Genomic DNA, 17,291 nt, shown 5'->3' with positions numbered 1-17,291 from the left:
TTTTTACCGGATGCTAAGGCTGTCTGCTTATCATGCCCGCGTCCGCGAAGACCGGACGAGCCGGAGCCGTTCATGCCCAACCGCATCTATCTGCTGATCGCCCTCGCCTTCATCATCGGTGGCCCTGTGCTTGTCATGGGCATCAGCAATGTCCTGCCCTCGGACCCGGCGGCAGAGATGGCGGCGAACGGCGGGCAGGCCCCGGAACCGTCTGTGGAGCAGGCGCAGTTCGAACCGGTCGCGGAGGCACCGCCCCCGCCGGTGGTAGAACAGGCGCCCGGATCGACCGATCCCCTCTTCGATGCCAATCCGACGCTGGACGCGGAGTCCTCTCGCGTCTCGCTTCCCGAGCCGGTCGCCGAGGATGCCCCCGCACCGGCGCCCCCGGCCCACGCGGAAAACTTCTCGCCGCAGTCCGGTTTTGGCGGCGACGATGGCAAACCGCATTATTGAGGCGCGCGTGATCTTGACGGACGAGGCGGGAGGCCGGCCGCTCAGCGCGGCGTTGTCAAAATGTCAATCAGGGCGCTCACACCGGCGTCAATCCCGATGCTCATCTGCCCCGCTCGGAAGCGCGGCAATATCCGTTCGGCGATGATCTTTTTGCAAAGTGAGTTGGGCAACGCTTGTTCCAACCCATAGCCAACCGCGATCCGCACCTGCCGCTCGTGAGGCGCGACAAGAAGAACCACGCCGTCATTATAATCCTTGCGGCCGATCCCCCAGGCGTTGGCAAGGTCACGGGTGAAATCTGAAACATCCCGCCCGCCCAGAGATTTGACGGTCACCACAACCATCTGATGACGGGTGGTCTCCTCAAACCGCGCCAGACGCTTGGAAAGTGCCGCTTCTTGCTTGTCTGGAATGATGTTGGCGAAGTCATTGACGCGGCCGATAGGTGCGACTTCCGCCTGCGTTTGAGCGGCGTGACACGGCGCATCGGTCGTGGACTGGTCATCTGGCGGCGCGTTAGAGCAAGCCGCAGTGAACATGATCAGCAGGGGGAGGAGGAGCTTCCTGGCCAGCATTTCGATGTCTGACCTAAAGGTCCGCATTTTGCTGTTTCGGACCAACATATATCGAACCGAAAAACATACGTCCCGCCCCCAGCAAAGTCAGCCTACGATTTCCCAAAAATATCCAGCGCCGCCACCGTCAGCGCCTTTGCGGCCGTGCCGATCACCGCATGGGGATCGGGTGCCCAGAGCGGGCTGTGGAGCGACGGCAGGCTGATCTCGCTGCGCTGCGCAGCGGCCACCTTGTCAGGGTCCACCCCGCCGACCCAGAAGATCATGCTCTCGATGCTGTTATCGGCGCGGTGATATTGGCCGAAATCTTCGCCGCCCATCACCGAGGGCACCTGTCGGACCCGATCGGCGCCGAAATGGGCGCGCAGCACGCCCGCGACATGATCGCTGAACTGCGGCGTGTTGTAGGTGGCGGGCGTGTAATCCTGCTCCACCGCCATGATCGGCATCCGGTCCTCCGGCACACCGGCCGCCATCGCCTCGCCCCGCGCGATCCGCTCGATGCCGCCCAGCAGGCGCCCGCGCGTCTCATCGGAATAGCTGCGCACGGTGATCAGCAGCTTTGCCTCATCCGGTATGACATTGTGCTTGGCGCCGGCGACGAAGCTGCCGACCGTGACCACGGCCGCCTCCTGCGGATCGCACTCGCGGCTGACCAGCGTCTGCAGGCTGGTGACGATGCGCGCGGCGATCACGATCGGGTCGATGGTCTTGTGCGGATAGGCACCGTGACCGCCCTGACCGCGCACTGTGAGGTCCACACTGTCCACATTCGCCAGTATCCAGCCCGGCGTGTAGCCGATGGTGCCGGCCGCAAGCTCCGCGCTGTCATGGAAGGCAAGGACATGGCTTGGCTTAGGGAAGCGCGTGAACAGCCCATCGTCCAGCATGGCCTTGGCGCCCAGACCGATCTCCTCGGCCGGCTGCAGGATCATCACCAGCGTCCCCGACCATCGCGCCCGCAGCCCAATCAGCGCCTGCGCCGCGCCGGTCCAGGCCGTCATGTGCGTATCGTGGCCGCAGGCGTGCATCACCGGGCTCTCGATGCCGTCGCGCGTCGTCGCCCGGACCCTTGAGGCGTAGGGCAGACCGGTCTTTTCCTCGAGCGGAAGCGCATCCATGTCGGCGCGGATCATCACCACCGGGCCGGGGCCGTTCTCCAGCACAGCCACGACGCCCGTCTGCCCGACCTGCTCGGTAACGGCAAAGCCAAGCGCCCGCATCCGCGCCGCCAGCGTCGCCGCGGTGCGTACTTCCTGAAAGCTCAGTTCCGGGTTGGCGTGCAGGTCGCGGTAGATCTCCAGCAGTTCGGGCAGCGCCGCATCGATGGTCGCGTCTATATGGGAGGCCGCAATGGCTTCGTTCGACGCTTCGTTGAAAGACATGGACGTTCCTTTTGCCCTTGATGGTCACGATCATAGGCGCTTTTGCGCGCCTTGGAAGGGCGGTGAGACCGCAGCGCTTCCAACCCGCCTGCTCTCTGCCTATGAGGCAGGCATGAAGCTGGACCGCCCCCCAAAAGCCGTGGTGTTCGATATGGACGGCGTGCTGTTCGACACCGAGACGCTCTATCGCGCGGCGATGTTTGCCGCCGGCGATGAGGGCGGCCATGCGATCACCGAAGCGCTGTTCAATGCCACATTGGGATGCCCATGGCCGACGGCGCGCCAGCAATTGCTCGACCATTTCGGCGGCGATTTTCCGGCCGATGATTTTCGGCATCGCGTGCGGGCGCATTTCGATCTTTTCGTCGCGCAGGACTTGCCGCTCAAGCCCGGCGTGGAAGCGTTGCTCGATGTGCTCGATGCGGCGGGATTACCCCGCGCAATCGCGACATCCTCCGGCCATGAGCAGGTCCGGCATCATCTGGCACATCATGGATTGGCGGGTCGGTTCATGCATGTCGTGGCGTTTGGCGATTATCAGGCGGGAAAACCGGCGCCCGATCCCTATCTCCTCGCCGCAGAGCGGCTGCGCGTCTCGCCGGCGGATTGCCTTGCCCTTGAGGATTCGCTCAATGGCGTGCGCTCGGCAGCCGCGGCAGGCATGATGACGGTGATGGTGCCGGATCTGATGGCGCCCACATCAGAAATGCAGGGCCTATGCGCTCACATCGTCGAGGATCTGCATGCCGTGCGCGACATCGTGCTGGCGTCGCTTTCGGAGGGCCACCTGGTCGAACAACGCTAGTCCGCGCGCCCTGTGACTCGCTCGTCGGCCATGGCATCGGCCTCTTGAGCGGCGCTCTCGCCCGGTGCCGGTAACCGCCCAAGCGCCTCGACCGGTTCGATCGCGTCGATCTCCCGCGATCCGGTTTCGACGCTCAGATCCTTGAAGCGACGGCCGGTCACCAGCACGCGGTTCTCGAAGCTGGAGACGAACTTATTGTAGCTGGAGACCGAGCCATTGAGGCTGCGGCCGAGCGAAGAAAGATGCCCGGCGGCAACCGCCAGCCGCTCATACATCTCCTTGCCGAGCGCCGCGATCTGCTGGGTCTGTTCGGCCATTTTCTCCTGCCGCCAGACGCTCGCGACGGTCCGCGCGATGGCGACCAGATTGGTCGGCGTGGCGAGCAGCACACGCTTCTCGAAGGCCCATTCCCACAGGCCGTCATCCTGCTCCAGCGCGGCCGCGAGGAAGTGCTCGCCGGGGATGAACATGACGACATAGTCCGCCGCATCACCGAAGCGCGTCCAGTAATCCTTCGCGCCAAGCTGCTGCGCGTGGTTGCGGATCGCGCCGGCATGGGCCTTGAGATGCCCGGCCCGCACCACCTCGTCCACAGCGTCGACCGCTTCCAGATAGGCGTTGAGCGAGCATTTGGCGTCGATGATGAGTTGCCGCCCCCCGGGCAGACGCACGATCACGTCCGGGCGCAGCCGGCCATCGGCAGTATCCACGGAAACTTCCGAGCGGAAATCGGCGAACTGGCTGAGCCCCGCCATTTCCAGCACGTTGCGCAATTGCTGCTCGCCCCAGCGCCCGCGCGCCTTGGGGCTAGAACGCAGCGCGTTCACCAGCCGGGCCGTCTCCACCCGCGCCTCTGCACTGCCCAACCGCACCTGCTCGACGGCCTCGCGCAGCGCGGCGTAGCTATCCACCCGCTCCTTTTCGACCTTGCCTAGGCCTTCCTCATAGCGCTTCAGCGTCGTCTCGACCGGCTGCAGCAGCGCCTTGAGGCTCGCCTCGCTCTTCTCATGAGCCTGATGGAATCGCTGGTCGGCGCGCTCGATGAGCATGCGCTGCGCCTCGTTCAGCAACTTGCCGGCGGTTTCACTGAACTGAGCAGACAATTGCTCGCGCGCCTCACTCAGCGCGCGAATTTGGGCCTCGAAGCCCTCCATCCGCGCCTTCTGATCGGCCTGCACAGCCGCGAGCATCCGTTCGGCCTCGTCCCGCGCGCGATCGGTCTCGTCCAGTTTCGCGCGCAAGAGGTCCGTTTCTTCCGCCCGGCTCGCCGCCACCGCGAGGTCGCGCAGCGCGGCGTTGCGCATGTCCTCAAGGGTGGCGAGTCGGTCGGCAAGGGCCTTGCGCTCCGCCTCGACCGGTGCAGCCATGCGGGCGCGCATCAGCCAGCCGATAGCCAGGCCTACCCCCGCAGCCAGAAGCATGATCAAAAGAAACGTTTCCGTCACACCCACCCTCAAACAAGAACGAAATGAGAACATAGCTGTCTGCAAGCACTAAGGCAAGCTGAAAGGGTTCGGGTGTCAATGCTTGCCAAAAACCACTTCGTCTATTCGCTGCATGAACTTTAGGGACGTGTCTGAACTGACTTTGCGCGCGAACAATGCGCCGGAAGCGATCGCCGCCTGCACGTCGTTTTCGTCCAGATAGGCGGGCACGCTGCCGTTGCGAAATGACCAATCTGTAAAGCGTAGATCATTATTCACTGTCGACGTTCTAAAACTGCTGTTTAGAAAGTAAGTTTGAAAATATATTTCCTCAGCCAAATAGGTTCTCTTCGCCCCGTTCAAAAAAACCTGAGCCTTTCTATCTTCTACAATTTTGCGTGCTGCCGAATGCGGTAAGGACATCCAGACCGTCCCAACGAATATCTTCTCAAAAGGCATAATTTTATTGCGGCTTATTTTAAGCCTTTTTTGACCCCATGCGAACAGGCGATCCAGATATTTATGTAGTGATCCTGAAAATGGTGGGCCGCCCTGCAGAAAATAGAAAATATTGTAGTGCCGATATCTCTCTGCGACATGATCAGGTGAGATCTCCAGCGGCTCATATTTCATAAAAATGCGCCCGTCACATTTAGTCTGAAAATCCTCAACTGTCGCAATCGGATAGTCTTGCCCGCTTACAAGGTGGACATAGTCACAATCGTCATACTTCACCGCAATCTTAAGAAGATCCAAAATAGCATAGAGATGCGTAACTGATCCCCAGCGGACCCGATAGGTACGCTGACAATGACATCCAAGCGCAGTCAACCTCTCCAATTGATCATTACTGATCCGACTTCTCTTGTCGACGTGAATGATCACCCGGAAAAATGCGCGATCAAGGCGTCGCACCATCCGCTCTAGTGTGGGAAAGTCCTTATAGGCGGTAATGACGACGGCATGCATTCTTACTGATCCTTCAGCTGATTAATATGCTATCAACATAGCGCGATCTGGCGGCAACCACTGGGCGAAGAATCCTCTTAAAGAAATTGTTGCGCCGACGAGCTAAGTTTTCAGATATTGCAGAAGTATTACATTTGCGTTCTATCAATCCACACTCGTCGGCGGATGACGCTATTTTTTCTAAATTCGATTGGTGTCGAGCCTAAAGAAATGCAAAATCGAGGCCCAAGACCAGCAACCTCGCCAACTGAAGAGGATCTGGAGCGACAATCTGCAACTGCGAATCGGATATTGAGGGCAGCCCGATCTCAAGCTTTCGACCACCCTAAATGGGGACCTCGGACCTTTTGACACACGTAGAAAAGTTCACAGGAACAGTGGAACGAAATGAGAACCTGTTGCCCCTGCCCCACAAGCGCAAGCCCGTCACTCGATATGGCCCTGCTCGCGGAAGAAGCTGTTGAGGGCGCCGAGCATCGTCTGCCACCAGTCGACGACATCGGCGAAATTGCGCTGGGTCAGGCCGCCATAGGTCGTCACGTCATAGGTCAGGTCAAGCGAGCCATCCTCGTCCACCGCCATCTGGCTGAACCGGTTCTTGCGGTTCCACAAATTGGCGAGCTCTGGCGTGTTCTTGCCGTCGTCCACGAAGCTGGTGGAGAAGTGGAGTGAGGCGCAGTCCTTGCCATCCTCGCATTCGTAGAAATAGATGTTGAAGTTGTAGCCGCTTGCCGCGCTGGTGATCATCGGGTTGCCGGTGGACTCACTCTTGCTCAGGCTGGCCTTGTAACCCGCGTCCTGGATCGCCTTCACCACCGTCTCGGGCGCATTCGCGCAGACGAGCCCCTTGCCGCACGGTTCCTCATCGGCCGCATGAGCGGTCGCCGCCATCATCACAAGCGCACATGCTGCAGCCGAAATCCAAGCGGTCGTCTTCATCGTCGTCCCCATTTTCCCGTTACTGCCACGGCCTTATCGCGATGAAGCCGACATCGCCACACCGCAAAGCCTATTGCGGTTGCGTTCTCTATATGTTCTATTGACGCATGACTGCGATCAAGGGCCGCGGCGCCTCGGCCAACGAGGTATCGAGCCGTTTTCATTTGCCCGCGCGCGAGGTGGATGGCGACTGGCTGGATGCGCGACTGGCGGACGAGGAGGATCAGCCGCCCCCCCTGCGCACCACCGTGACGCTGGAGCAGGCGCGCACGATCATCACCCGCAACAATTCCCCTGACATTGGCTTTGAGCAATCGGTGAATGCCTATCGGGGCTGCGAGCATGGGTGCATTTATTGCTTTGCGCGGCCGAGCCATGCCCGGTTCGATCTCTCGCCGGGGCTGGACTTCGAGAGCCGGTTGTTCGCCAAGCCGGACGCGGCCAGGCTGCTGCGGCAGGAACTCGCCAGGCGCGCATATGTGGTGAAGACCATTGCGATGGGGACGAACACCGACCCCTATCAGCCCATCGAGGGGCGGTATCGCATCACGCGGGCCTGCATCGAGGTGCTGGCGGACTGCCGCCATCCGCTGATGATCACTACCAAATCCAACCGGGTGCTGCGGGATCTCGATCTGCTGGGGCCGATGGCAGCGCAGGGGCTGGTCGCGGTGGCGATTTCGCTCACCACGCTGGATGCCGGGCTGCACCGCAAGCTGGAGCCGCGCGCGCCCTCGCCGGCCAGTCGGCTCGCGGCGATCCGCGGGCTCTCCCAGGCGGGAGTGCCGACCCATGCCAGCCTGTCACCGATGATCCCGGCCATCAACGATCATGAGATCGAGGCGCTTGTCGCGGCGGCCGCAGAGGCGGGCGCGCAATCGGTCTCGTTCATTCCGGTGCGACTGCCCTCCGAGGTCGCGCCGTTATTCCGGGACTGGCTCGAGGCACATTATCCGGACCGGGCCGCCAAGGTGATGAGCCTCATTCAGTCGATGCGGGGCGGGCGCGACAATGATCCCAATTTCGGCACGCGCATGCGTGGGTCCGGGGCTTATGCGGAGTTGATCGGCACGCGCTTCCGCGTCGCTCAGGCACGCCATGGCCTTGGCAAGGGCCGCCTTGCGCTGCGGCACGATCTGTTCGTGCCGCCGTCCGATCAGGGCGATCTGTTCAGCATGCTGCGATGAACAGACCGCCCTTCGGCTATGTCAGATCAGTTGAAGGACACGCGCATCGTCGCCTTGCGACCCCGCAACGTGTAGCCAACCGCGCCGAAGCCGATGACCAGCATGGCCCAGACAGCAGGCTCGGGCACCGGCGGAGCGTTGGTTCCGTTTACGGCAATATTGTCGATGTTCGCCGAAGCGCCACCGACAACGAAGCCGAAGACGACCCGGTCAACCAGATTGCTGGCGCCGGCGATCGTGGAGAAATCCCCGGAGAAGGTCGAGAGCAGGCTGAATACCGGCATCTGACCCGAAAAGCCGGTCACGCTGTAGAGCAGGTTGCTGTCCACGGTCGCCAGATCGAAGCTGTCCAGCGTGAAGCTCGCGCCGCCCGCCGTCAGATCGAACAGGCTGAGCGCCGTCCCGCCGCCAAAGCCGACGCTGGGCGCGCTATTGCCCGAGCCGGTATCGACCACGGAAGACCCCAGCACATTGGCGAAGGTAAACCCGTCCTGCGTATAGCTGGTGAATGGATCACCCGATCCGGAGAGACCATCGAAGCTGATGATTGCGGCCTGTGATGGTGCCGCCAAGGCGGCTCCGGCCATCAGCGCCGCTGTGACAAGCGGCAGTTTGTACATAGTTTTCATCGGTAACTCCCAAGTCCTAAGAGTCACCCCCGGCGCCACCCGATGGAACGGGATGGCACCCCCGCCGCTGCGATGGTTAACATTTCGCAAACGCACAATAGCGCTGCGTTCAATTGTGCTCACGAGGCGAGGAAAGCCGCCTCGGCTCGCGCTCCGGCGCGGTGCAGTGCAACACATCGCGCGTCAGGCACGGTTTAGCGGGAGGCGACCAGCGCCAGCTGTGGCCCGTGCTGAGCGAGCACCACCTTGGTCACACCGCGCACCGTTTCGACCCGCTCGCCAAGCTCTGCATCGAGCTGGAAATCCTCGCCGAGGATGACCCGCGCCCGCCCGCCATCGGGCAGCGCCGCGTCCAGCTCCACCGTCGATCGTGCCCCGCGCCGTTCGCCAAGCATCTGCCGGAGCGAAGGAATAGCGCCGGGCTCCTCGACGGAAATGACCATCCGCATTCGCGCCGTGCCCGCGAGGCGCGCGAAAGACTGAACGTTGCGCACGGTGACGCGCGGGGTCTCCTCACCGGGCTGGCGATCCAGCTCCACGGTCAGCAGGGCGCACTCGTTGCTCTCGTGCAGGGTTGCGAGCAGCTTGCAGCTTTCCTCATCGAAGCAACTGGCCTGGAACTGCCCGCTCGAATCCGAGAAGGTCGCCGAAGCATAGCGGGCGCCGCGCTTGGTCTCGCGCCAGCGTATATCCTCGATCAGCCCCGCCATCATCGCGCCGGTTCGGTCGCCGCCGCCAATGCCATCCGACTGGCCGCACAGCTCCGCATAGCTGCGCACGCCCTTGCCGCGCGCGAGGATGCGATAGCGGTCCACGGGGTGCGCCGAGAAATAGAAGCCGAAAGCCTCCTTCTCCTGCGCCATGCGCTCGACGGCGGCCCATTTCACATCCGGCAGCGGCACATCCGCATGGGAAACATCCTCCCCACCGAACAAGCCGCCCTGCCCGCTCTCGCGCTGCTCGGCGGCTTTGGCGGCAACTGCGAGCAGCGCCTCGGCCGCGGCATGGACCACTGCCCGGTCCAGCCCCAGGCTGTCGAAGGCGCCGGCCGCTGCGAGACTCTCAAGCTGCCGGCGATTGAGCAGGCGCGGCTCGATCCGCCCGGCCAGATCATCGAGATCGCGAAACGCGCCGCCTCGGACCCGCTCCTCGACCAGCGTTTCCATCGCCTTCTCGCCCACGCCCTTGAGGCCGCCCAGCGCATAGCGCACCGCATGGCGGCTGGCGTCCTCCGGGTCCGGTTCCACCGAGAAATCGGCCTCGCTGACGTTGATGTCCGGCGGCAGGCAAGTCAGCCCCATGCGGCGCATATCATCCACGAACACGGTCAGCTTGTCCGTCTGGTGGATATCGAAGGCCATGGAGGCGGCGTAGAATTCGGCCGGATAATGCGCCTTGAGCCACGCGGTCTGATAGGCGAGCAACGCGTAGGCGGCCGCGTGGCTCTTGTTGAAGCCATAGCCGGCGAACTTGTCGATCAAGTCGAACAGCTCGTTGGCCTTCTTCTTGTCGATCTGGTTGTGCGCCTTGCAGCCTTCGACGAACGTCGCGCGTTGCGCGTCCATCTCCGCCTTCACCTTCTTGCCCATGGCGCGGCGCAGCAGGTCGGCGCCGCCGAGCGAGTAACCGGCAAGGATCTGCGCGGCCTGCATCACCTGCTCCTGATAGACGAAAATGCCGTAGGTCTCGTTCAGAATCGGCTCGAGCAAATCGTGCGGATATTCAATCGCCTCCTCGCCATTCTTGCGGCGGCCGAAGAGCGGGATATTGTCCATCGGGCCGGGCCGGTAGAGCGAGACGAGCGCGATGATGTCGCCGAAATTGGTCGGCTTCACGGCGGCGAGCGTCTTGCGCATGCCCTCGGATTCCAGCTGGAACACGCCGACCGTGTCGCCCCGCTTGAGCAGATCGTAGACCTTCGCGTCGTCCCAGCTCAGCCCTTCCAGATCGACGCTAACACCGCGCTTGGCGAGCAGCTTGACCGCGCGTTGCAGCACCGAGAGGGTCTTGAGGCCCAGAAAGTCGAACTTCACCAGCCCGGCGCTCTCGACATATTTCATGTCGAATTGGGTCACCGGCATGTCGGACTTGGGATCACGGTAGAGCGGGATCAGCTCCGACAACGGACGGTCGCCGATCACCACGCCGGCGGCGTGGGTGGAGCTGTTGCGCGGCAGGCCTTCCAGCATCATCGCCTGATCGACCAGCCGCTTGATCTGCCCGTCCGCCTTATATTCGGCGACGAACTCGGCGGAGCCGTTCATCGTTCGCTCTAGCGTCCATGGGTCGGTGGGGTGATTGGGAACCAGCTTGGCCAGCCGATCGACCTGATTATAGCCCATCTGCAGCACGCGGCCGGTATCCTTGAGCGCTGCGCGCGCCTTCAATGTACCGAAGGTGATGATCTGCGCGACCTGATCATGGCCATATTTGCCCTGCACATAGCGAATGACTTCACCACGCCGGGTTTCGCAGAAGTCGATGTCGAAGTCCGGCATCGAGACGCGCTCGGGATTGAGGAAGCGCTCGAACAGCAAGCCCAGGGCCAGCGGATCGAGATCGGTGATCGTCAGCGCCCAGGCGACGACCGAGCCAGCGCCCGAACCACGCCCCGGCCCCACCGGAATATCCTGCGCCTTGGCCCATTTGATGAAGTCGGCCACGATCAGGAAGTAGCCGGGAAAGCCCATCTGGATGATGATATCCAGCTCGAAATCGAGCCGGGTGAAATAATCCGGATAGCTCTCCCGCAGCGCGGCTTCATCAAGCTCGGCCGCGGCTTCGCCATGCGTGTGCTGGTGGATCTTGCGCAGGCGCCCGACGAGACCCGCCGTCGCATCGACGCGCAACTGCGCCTCCTCACCGTCGCGGTCGCCGGCAAGGCTGGGCAGGATTGGCTTGCGCTTGGGCGCCATCACCGCACAGCGCTGCGCCACGACGAGGGTGTTGGCGATGGCCTCCGGCAGATCAGCGAACAATTGCTGCATCGCATCGGCAGGCTTCATCCAGCTTTGCGGCGAGCTTTTCGGGCGGTCGTCGCTCTCCACATAGCTGCTGTTGGCAATGCAGAGCAGCACGTCATGGGCCGGATGGAAGCCGGCATCGCCATAACAGGCGGGATTGGTGGCCACGAGCGGCAGATTGCGCGCGTATGCGAGGTCGATCAGCGCGTCTTCCGCCGCCGCCATGATCGCATCGTCGGTGCGGGACAGCTCGATATAGAGGCGATCACCGAAGAGGGCGGAAAGCCGGCCCAAATAGCGACCGGCTTCCTCCGGCAGGCCTTCCGCCAGCAACCGGGCGAGTGCGCCTTCGCCGCTGGCCGTCAGGCAGATGAGCCCATCGGCATGGCGCTCCAGCGCCTCGAAGGAGACATGCGCCTCTTCCATTTCCGGCCGCTCGACATGGGCGCGGCTCGCCAGCGCACAGAGATTACCATAGCCCACGTCATCCTGCGCCAGCAGGACCAGCCAGTCGATCTGCACCGGCGCATTGTCCGGCCGGCCCGGGCGCGCCACCGCGAGCGTGGTGCCGATGATCGGCTGCACGCCGGCCTTCGCCGCCGCATCCGAGAAGGCCATGGCCGCATAGAGGCCGTTCCGATCGGTCAGCGCCGCGGCAGGAAAGCCCATCTCCTTGGCCCGCGCGGCAAGCTGCTTGGGCGCAATCGCGCCTTCCAGCAGGGTGTAGGCCGACAGGTTACGGAGCGGAACATAGGGCTGGTGCGGCATGACCGCTGTTATGGGGCTTTGGCGTCCATCTGGAAAGGGCCGCGCGCAAGTTACCCACAGGCTTTGCACCACTGGCGCCGCCATCGGGTGCCCATCCCAGAAATCGCTATGAACGCGGGATCTTGCAAGGACTTGCGCCCCGGACCCAAGATGGTTCAATGAGTCGCAGACACAGGGGACGGGATTATGGACATCGAACCGACGGGTGGCACGGCGCCATCACTCATGGAACGCGCGAAAGCGATCATCCTCAAGCCCAAGGCGGAATGGCCGGTGATTGCGGCGGAGACGACGCCGAGCGGTGACATCTTCACCAACTACGCCCTGCCACTGGCGGCGATCAGCCCGATCGCGGCCTTCGTCGGCGGCCAGCTCTTCGGCTTCGGCGCGTTCGGCTTCAGCTATCGCCCCTCGCTGATGGGCGGCCTCTCCATGGCGGTGACGAGCTTCATTCTTGCGCTGGTTAGCCTGTTCCTCATCAGCTTCATCGCCAACAAGCTCGCGCCCAAATTCGGCGGCGTCGGCAGTTCTCGCAACGCCTTCAAGCTCGTCGCCTATTCGATGACGGCCAGTTGGCTAGCCGGCATCTTCAGTATCGTGCCGTCACTCAGCTTCCTTGGAATTCTCGGCCTCTATTCTTTCTATCTCTTCTATGTCGGTGCGGCGCCGCTGATGAAAGTGCCGCCCGAGAAGGCGCTGACCTACACGATCGTGACGGTGCTGTGCGTGCTGGTGATCTATATCGTCATCGGCGCGATCACCGCCACGGTGGGCCGCACCTTCGGCTTCTCGCCCTCGGGCAGCCTGGGCGGCGGCACGGTGACGACGGAGGATGACGCGACGATCGTCCTGCCCGGCGTCGGCAACATCGATACCGGCAAGATCGAGCAGGCAGCGCGCGACATGGAAGCCGCGCAGACCCGTGAAGCCGTCGCTCCAGCGCAATTGCAGGCGCTCCTGCCCGCCAGCATCGGCGCCTATCAGCGCACGGCGATCAGCAGCGTCAAGGCCGGCCCCACCAGCCAGGCCGAGGCAAGCTATGAGGCAGGTGGCAAGCGCTTCACTCTCAAGGTCTCCGACATGGCTGTGATGGGTGCGATTGCCGGCATGGCGAGCGCCATGGGCGTTGAATCCAACCGTGAGGATGGCGACAGCTACGAGCGCACCACGACGGTGGACGACAATATGGTCATCGAGCGGTGGGACCGCGGCGCCGGCAACGGATCGTTCGCAACCACGGTCGACAAGCGCTTCATGGTCGAGGCAGAGGGCGACGCGGGCAGCATCGACGAATTGAAGGCCGCCGTCGCTGCCATCGACATGGCCAAGCTGAAAGGCCTGGGGCGCTAATCAGGCGCCGATCCGTTCAAAAATAGGCTGCGCCTGAGCGGTTCAGGCGCGAGGCTGAAAGCGTCGGCGATTACCAGTCCAGCACTTCGCCATCATAGGCCCAGAAGCGGCCCGTGTTCGCCATGCTCAGGCCATCGAGCACCTGCCGCAGCCCCGCCGCGCTGGTCTCGACGTCGATGTCCGCGCCGGGGCCACCCATATCGGTGCGCACCCAGCCGGGGTGGAGGGAGGCCACCGCAATCCCCTCGCCTGCCAGATCGGCGGCGAGGCACTGGACGACCTTGTTGACCGCCGCCTTGGAGGCACGATAGGCGAGATGGCCCGACTGCGGCGCGGCCATCGACCCCATGCGGCTGGAGGTCACCGCCACGCGGGGATGAGCCGCCCTGCGCAAATTGGGCAGCAGTGCCTGGATCACCCGCAGCGGGCCGAGCACGTTCACATCGAGCGTGCGCAGGAAGCCATCGAAGTCCATGTCCGTGCTGCTCTGACGCTCGGGGCCGATCACTCCGGCATTGGCAAGCAGCAGGTCGACCGGCCTGCCGTCCAGCGCCGCCGCAAACTTGCTGACCGATTGCGCATCCGCCACATCCAGCGCCATGGTGGTGCCGAAGATGGGGTCGGCTCTGTCTTCACCACGCATGGCCCGGATCACATCATGCCCGTCCTGCGCATATTGCCGGGCCAGTTTCAGGCCGATGCCCCGATTGGCGCCGGCGATCACGATGGTTGCCATGAGTCGTCTCCTGTCGCGTGCCGTCGGCCACCATGGCGCGCCGGCACAAATCGCTAATCGAGAAACCCGTCATGCAGCCGAACGATCCGGTCCATCCGCGCCGCCAGCCGCTCATTATGCGTTGCGATGAGGGCGGCTGAGCCCTGCTCGCGAACGAGCCGGATGAATTCGTCCAGCACCACATCGGCCGTGCGCTCATCCAGATTGCCGGTCGGCTCATCCGCCAGCACCAACGCCGGGCGATTGGCAAGGGCCCGGGCCACCGCGACGCGCTGCTGCTCGCCGCCGGAAAGCTGGCTGGGCTTATGCTCAAGCCGGTGCCCGAGACCGAGGCTGGTGAGCAGGCTTTCCGCACGCGCACGCGCCTCAGCCTTGCTCTTGCCGAGGATCAATTGCGGGAGGATGACATTCTCGACCGCGCTGAAATCCGGCAGCAGATGATGGAACTGATAGACGAAGCCGAGCTTCTCGCGCCGCAGCGTCGTGCGGCCATCATTACCCTCGCTTGCGACCTCGACGCCGCAGAGGCGGATCGATCCGCCGAAGCCGCCCTCCAGCAGGCCGATCGCCTGCAACATGGTCGACTTGCCGGAGCCGGACGGGCCGAGCAGCGCCACGATCTCGCCGGCCTGGACGTTCAGGTCCACGCCGCGCAGCACGTCGATCTTGGCGCCGCCCTGCGTGAAGCTGCGCGACAGGCTGTGAACGGAGAGCACCTCACTCATAGCGCAGCACCTGTACGGGGTCGGTATTGGCAGCCTTGAAGGCCGGATAAAGCGTGGCGAGGAAGCTGAAGCCCACCGCCATGATGCAGATGGCGCCGATCTCGACCGGATCGGGCTTGGACGGCAGCGAGGTCAGGAAGCGGATCGACGGGTCCCAGAGCTGCTGGCCGGTGAGCATCTGCACGCCATCGACAATGCCCTGGCGGAAGAACAGGATCACCGAGCCGAGCACAAGGCCTGCGCCGGTGCCAAGCGTGCCGATGGTCACGCCCACCGTCACGAAAATCCGCAACAGGCTGGCGCGCGTCGCGCCCATCGTGCGCAGGATCGCGATGTCCCGCGTCTTGGCGCGGACCAGCATGATCAGGGAGGAGAGAATGTTGAACACCGCGACCAGAATGATCAGCGAGAGGATGACGAAGGAGACCACGCGGTCCACCTGCAGTGCCTCGAACAGGCTGGCATTCATCTGTCGCCAGTCGATCACCTGGCCCTGGGTTGCGACCTGCTTGGTCAGCGGCGCCAGGATCTCGCCGACGCGGTCGGGGTCTTCCGTCTGCAGCTCGACCATGCCGACCTTGTCGCCCATCAGCAGCAGCGTCTGCGCATCCTGCATCGGCATGATCACGAACGCCTTGTCATAATCATAGATGCCGATTTCGAAGATGGCGCCGATCTCATAGGGGAGCTGGCGCGGCACCGTGCCGAAGGGCGTCGAGCGCCCGGCCGGATTGATGACGCTGATTGACTGGCCAACGCCCACGCCAAGCGCCTCGGCCAGGCGGGAGCCGATCGCCACCTTGCCACTGCCGGCCCGCACATCCTTGAGCGAGCCTGCCAGCACCTTGCCGGAGAGCGACGCATTGTCGTGAATATCGGCTTCCGTCATGCCGCGAATCAGGGCCGCCTCAACCCGGCCGTTAAACGTCGCCAGCAGCGGCTGCTCAATCAGCGGCGTCGCGCTGGTCACACCAGGCGTGGCTCGCGACTGCCGCGCGATCTCCTCCCAATTGTCCAGCCGCCCGCCATAGCCCTGCACCACCGCATGGCCATTCAAACCCACGATCTTGTCGAACAGCTCGGCACGGAAGCCATTCATCACGCTCATCACCACGATCAGCGCGCCCACGCCCAGCATCACCGCGACGAGGCTGATGGAGGCGACGAGGAAGATGAATCCCTCGCCCTTGCCAGGCAGCAGGTAGCGCCGGGCGATCATGCGTTCGTAACGATTGAGGATCATGGCAGGGGCAGAAGCCTCGCGGGGGAACAGTCTGCGCACCTCTATGGTGCGGGGGAGGGAGTGGCAAGGCCCTGCGGCCTGACCGGGGGCATGGCGCGCCTGTTGCGGATATGGCACAGGGTGCTTAACAATTTCGTAGCGTCGCAACTTGCCTGATGACAGCCGCCGTGCGTCATCCTAGCGTTAGCGGCGAAACACAGGCAATCATAGCAGGCCGTGGTTCAGGGATGTCGCATCCCGCCTGACTCGCTTGAGGGGGCCGGACAGGTGAGCGGAAGCGACGCCAAAGGGGGAGACGATTAATCGTCCACGGGCGCCCGGATCGGCAACGATCTGGGCGCTTAGTCTTTATGGCGATCTTCCCCGCACCCCTAGCACCCGATTGTTGCCGGATGATGTCAGCGCGAGCGGCACCGCTTGACTGTGTAAAAGTCTTGATCACTTGCCTCACCTGCCCCTCTTGAAAGGGCATGGCGCGCGCATATCTCTGCCCTGTCCGGTCGCCCATGATGGGGATCGGCTGATGCACCGGGCGCCGACTTCGGGCCTGGCATCGCAGTTCAAACACGCTCCAATGGAGGATTTGATTATGCGTGGCTTTGATTTGACTCCCTATCGCCGCTCCACTGTCGGCTTTGATCGCCTGTTCGACCTTATCGAGAACAGCGCGCGCCTGCAGCAGACGGACAATTATCCGCCCTATAACATCGAGCGCCTTGATGAGGATCGCTATCGCGTGACGGTCGCCGTCGCCGGTTTCAAGGCGGAAGAAATCGACATCACGGCGCAGCAGAACCTGCTGCAGATCACTGGCCGCAAAGCCGAGGTCGCGGAGAGCGAGCGCGCCAATTATCTTCACCTCGGCATCGCGAACCGCAGCTTCGAGCGCCGGTTCGAGCTGGCCGACTTCGTGCGCGTCGAGCGCGCCGACCTCGCCGACGGCCTGCTCATCGTAGAGCTGGTCCGTGAGGTGCCGGATGCGATGAAGCCGCGCAAGATCGCCATTAACGGCAAGGGCGAGGTCATCGACCTGGCAAGCGACAAGAACGCCGCCTGATCCGTTCCACCCCTCTCTCACCAGTCGGAGAGATGAGCGCCCGGGGAGACCCGGGCGCTTTTTTATGGCGGACCTTCGCGCCG

General features: G+C 63.2%; 15 protein-coding genes. 5 read left to right on the top strand and 10 right to left on the bottom strand.

Features of this window, described 5'->3' with window-relative positions:
* Positions 1-72 precede the first annotated feature (72 nt).
* Positions 73-453: a hypothetical protein gene (locus tag M2336_RS12040; protein WP_264572707.1), complete on the top strand. Its 381-nt coding sequence runs from the start codon at positions 73-75 to the stop codon at positions 451-453.
* 41 nt (positions 454-494) lie between these two features.
* Here M2336_RS12040 and M2336_RS12035 read toward each other — a convergent pair whose 3' ends face one another.
* Both M2336_RS12035 and M2336_RS12030 read right to left on the bottom strand, forming a co-directional pair.
* Entirely contained in the window at positions 495-1,028 is a 534-nt protein-coding gene (locus tag M2336_RS12035; RefSeq protein WP_264572706.1) for a TPM domain-containing protein, read from the bottom strand.
* A gap of 92 nt (positions 1,029-1,120) precedes the next feature.
* Positions 1,121-2,413: an amidohydrolase gene (locus M2336_RS12030; protein WP_264572705.1), complete on the bottom strand. Its 1,293-nt coding sequence runs from the start codon at positions 2,411-2,413 to the stop codon at positions 1,121-1,123.
* Between the two features lie 112 nt (positions 2,414-2,525).
* Between M2336_RS12030 and M2336_RS12025 the strand changes: the two genes are divergently transcribed.
* Positions 2,526-3,218, top strand: coding sequence for an HAD family hydrolase (locus M2336_RS12025; RefSeq protein ID WP_264572704.1), 693 nt, complete (start codon positions 2,526-2,528; stop codon positions 3,216-3,218).
* Here the strand turns inward: M2336_RS12025 and rmuC are convergent.
* From rmuC to M2336_RS12010, 3 genes are all read right to left on the bottom strand, one after another.
* Positions 3,215-4,639, bottom strand: coding sequence for a DNA recombination protein RmuC (gene rmuC, locus M2336_RS12020; RefSeq protein ID WP_264572703.1), 1,425 nt, complete (start codon positions 4,637-4,639; stop codon positions 3,215-3,217). The genes M2336_RS12025 and rmuC overlap by 4 nt on opposite strands.
* Before the next feature lie 99 nt (positions 4,640-4,738).
* Positions 4,739-5,611: a beta-1,6-N-acetylglucosaminyltransferase gene (locus tag M2336_RS12015; protein ID WP_264572702.1), complete on the bottom strand. Its 873-nt coding sequence runs from the start codon at positions 5,609-5,611 to the stop codon at positions 4,739-4,741.
* A 426-nt stretch (positions 5,612-6,037) separates the two neighbouring features.
* A complete protein-coding gene (locus M2336_RS12010; RefSeq protein ID WP_264572701.1) occupies positions 6,038-6,550 on the bottom strand; it encodes a YbjN domain-containing protein in 513 nt (170 codons plus the stop codon).
* Positions 6,551-6,657: 107 nt separating this feature from the next.
* Here M2336_RS12010 and M2336_RS12005 point away from each other — a divergent pair, with 107 nt between their 5' ends.
* Positions 6,658-7,737 (top strand): PA0069 family radical SAM protein, encoded by a 1,080-nt coding sequence (locus M2336_RS12005; protein ID WP_264572700.1) that lies wholly within the window; start codon positions 6,658-6,660, stop codon positions 7,735-7,737.
* 26 nt (positions 7,738-7,763) lie between these two features.
* Here M2336_RS12005 and M2336_RS12000 read toward each other — a convergent pair whose 3' ends face one another.
* Positions 7,764-8,366 (bottom strand): PEPxxWA-CTERM sorting domain-containing protein, encoded by a 603-nt coding sequence (locus M2336_RS12000; RefSeq protein WP_264572699.1) that lies wholly within the window; start codon positions 8,364-8,366, stop codon positions 7,764-7,766.
* 194 nt (positions 8,367-8,560) lie between these two features.
* The gene (gene dnaE, locus M2336_RS11995; RefSeq protein WP_264572698.1) at positions 8,561-12,097 is read right to left on the bottom strand and encodes a DNA polymerase III subunit alpha; all 3,537 of its coding nucleotides are present in this window, start codon (positions 12,095-12,097) and stop codon (positions 8,561-8,563) included.
* Positions 12,098-12,283: 186 nt separating this feature from the next.
* Here dnaE and M2336_RS11990 point away from each other — a divergent pair, with 186 nt between their 5' ends.
* Positions 12,284-13,447: a Yip1 family protein gene (locus tag M2336_RS11990; RefSeq protein ID WP_264572697.1), complete on the top strand. Its 1,164-nt coding sequence runs from the start codon at positions 12,284-12,286 to the stop codon at positions 13,445-13,447.
* Between the two features lie 70 nt (positions 13,448-13,517).
* Here M2336_RS11990 and M2336_RS11985 read toward each other — a convergent pair whose 3' ends face one another.
* From M2336_RS11985 to M2336_RS11975, 3 genes are read right to left on the bottom strand one after another with little or no spacing between them, the layout of a single operon-like run.
* Complete coding sequence (locus M2336_RS11985) at positions 13,518-14,183, bottom strand: SDR family oxidoreductase (RefSeq protein WP_264572696.1); 666 nt, start codon at positions 14,181-14,183, stop codon at positions 13,518-13,520.
* A gap of 53 nt (positions 14,184-14,236) precedes the next feature.
* Positions 14,237-14,908: an ABC transporter ATP-binding protein gene (locus tag M2336_RS11980; protein ID WP_264572695.1), complete on the bottom strand. Its 672-nt coding sequence runs from the start codon at positions 14,906-14,908 to the stop codon at positions 14,237-14,239.
* Positions 14,901-16,151 carry a lipoprotein-releasing ABC transporter permease subunit gene (locus M2336_RS11975; protein ID WP_181559519.1) on the bottom strand — a complete coding sequence of 417 codons (1,251 nt, stop codon included), beginning with the start codon at positions 16,149-16,151 and terminating at the stop codon, positions 14,901-14,903. Before M2336_RS11975 ends, M2336_RS11980 begins: the two co-directional genes overlap by 8 nt.
* 589 nt (positions 16,152-16,740) lie before the next feature.
* On the opposite strand from M2336_RS11975, the gene M2336_RS11970 reads away from it, so the two are divergent.
* Positions 16,741-17,208, top strand: coding sequence for an Hsp20 family protein (locus M2336_RS11970; protein ID WP_264593028.1), 468 nt, complete (start codon positions 16,741-16,743; stop codon positions 17,206-17,208).
* Positions 17,209-17,291 lie beyond the last annotated feature (83 nt).

It is taken from the genome of Sphingobium sp. B1D7B (assembly GCF_025961965.1).
Classification (GTDB): Bacteria; Pseudomonadota; Alphaproteobacteria; order Sphingomonadales; family Sphingomonadaceae; genus Sphingobium.
The sequence above is the reverse complement of the archived record's forward strand: the minus strand, read 5'-3'. Positions and strand labels throughout refer to the sequence as shown.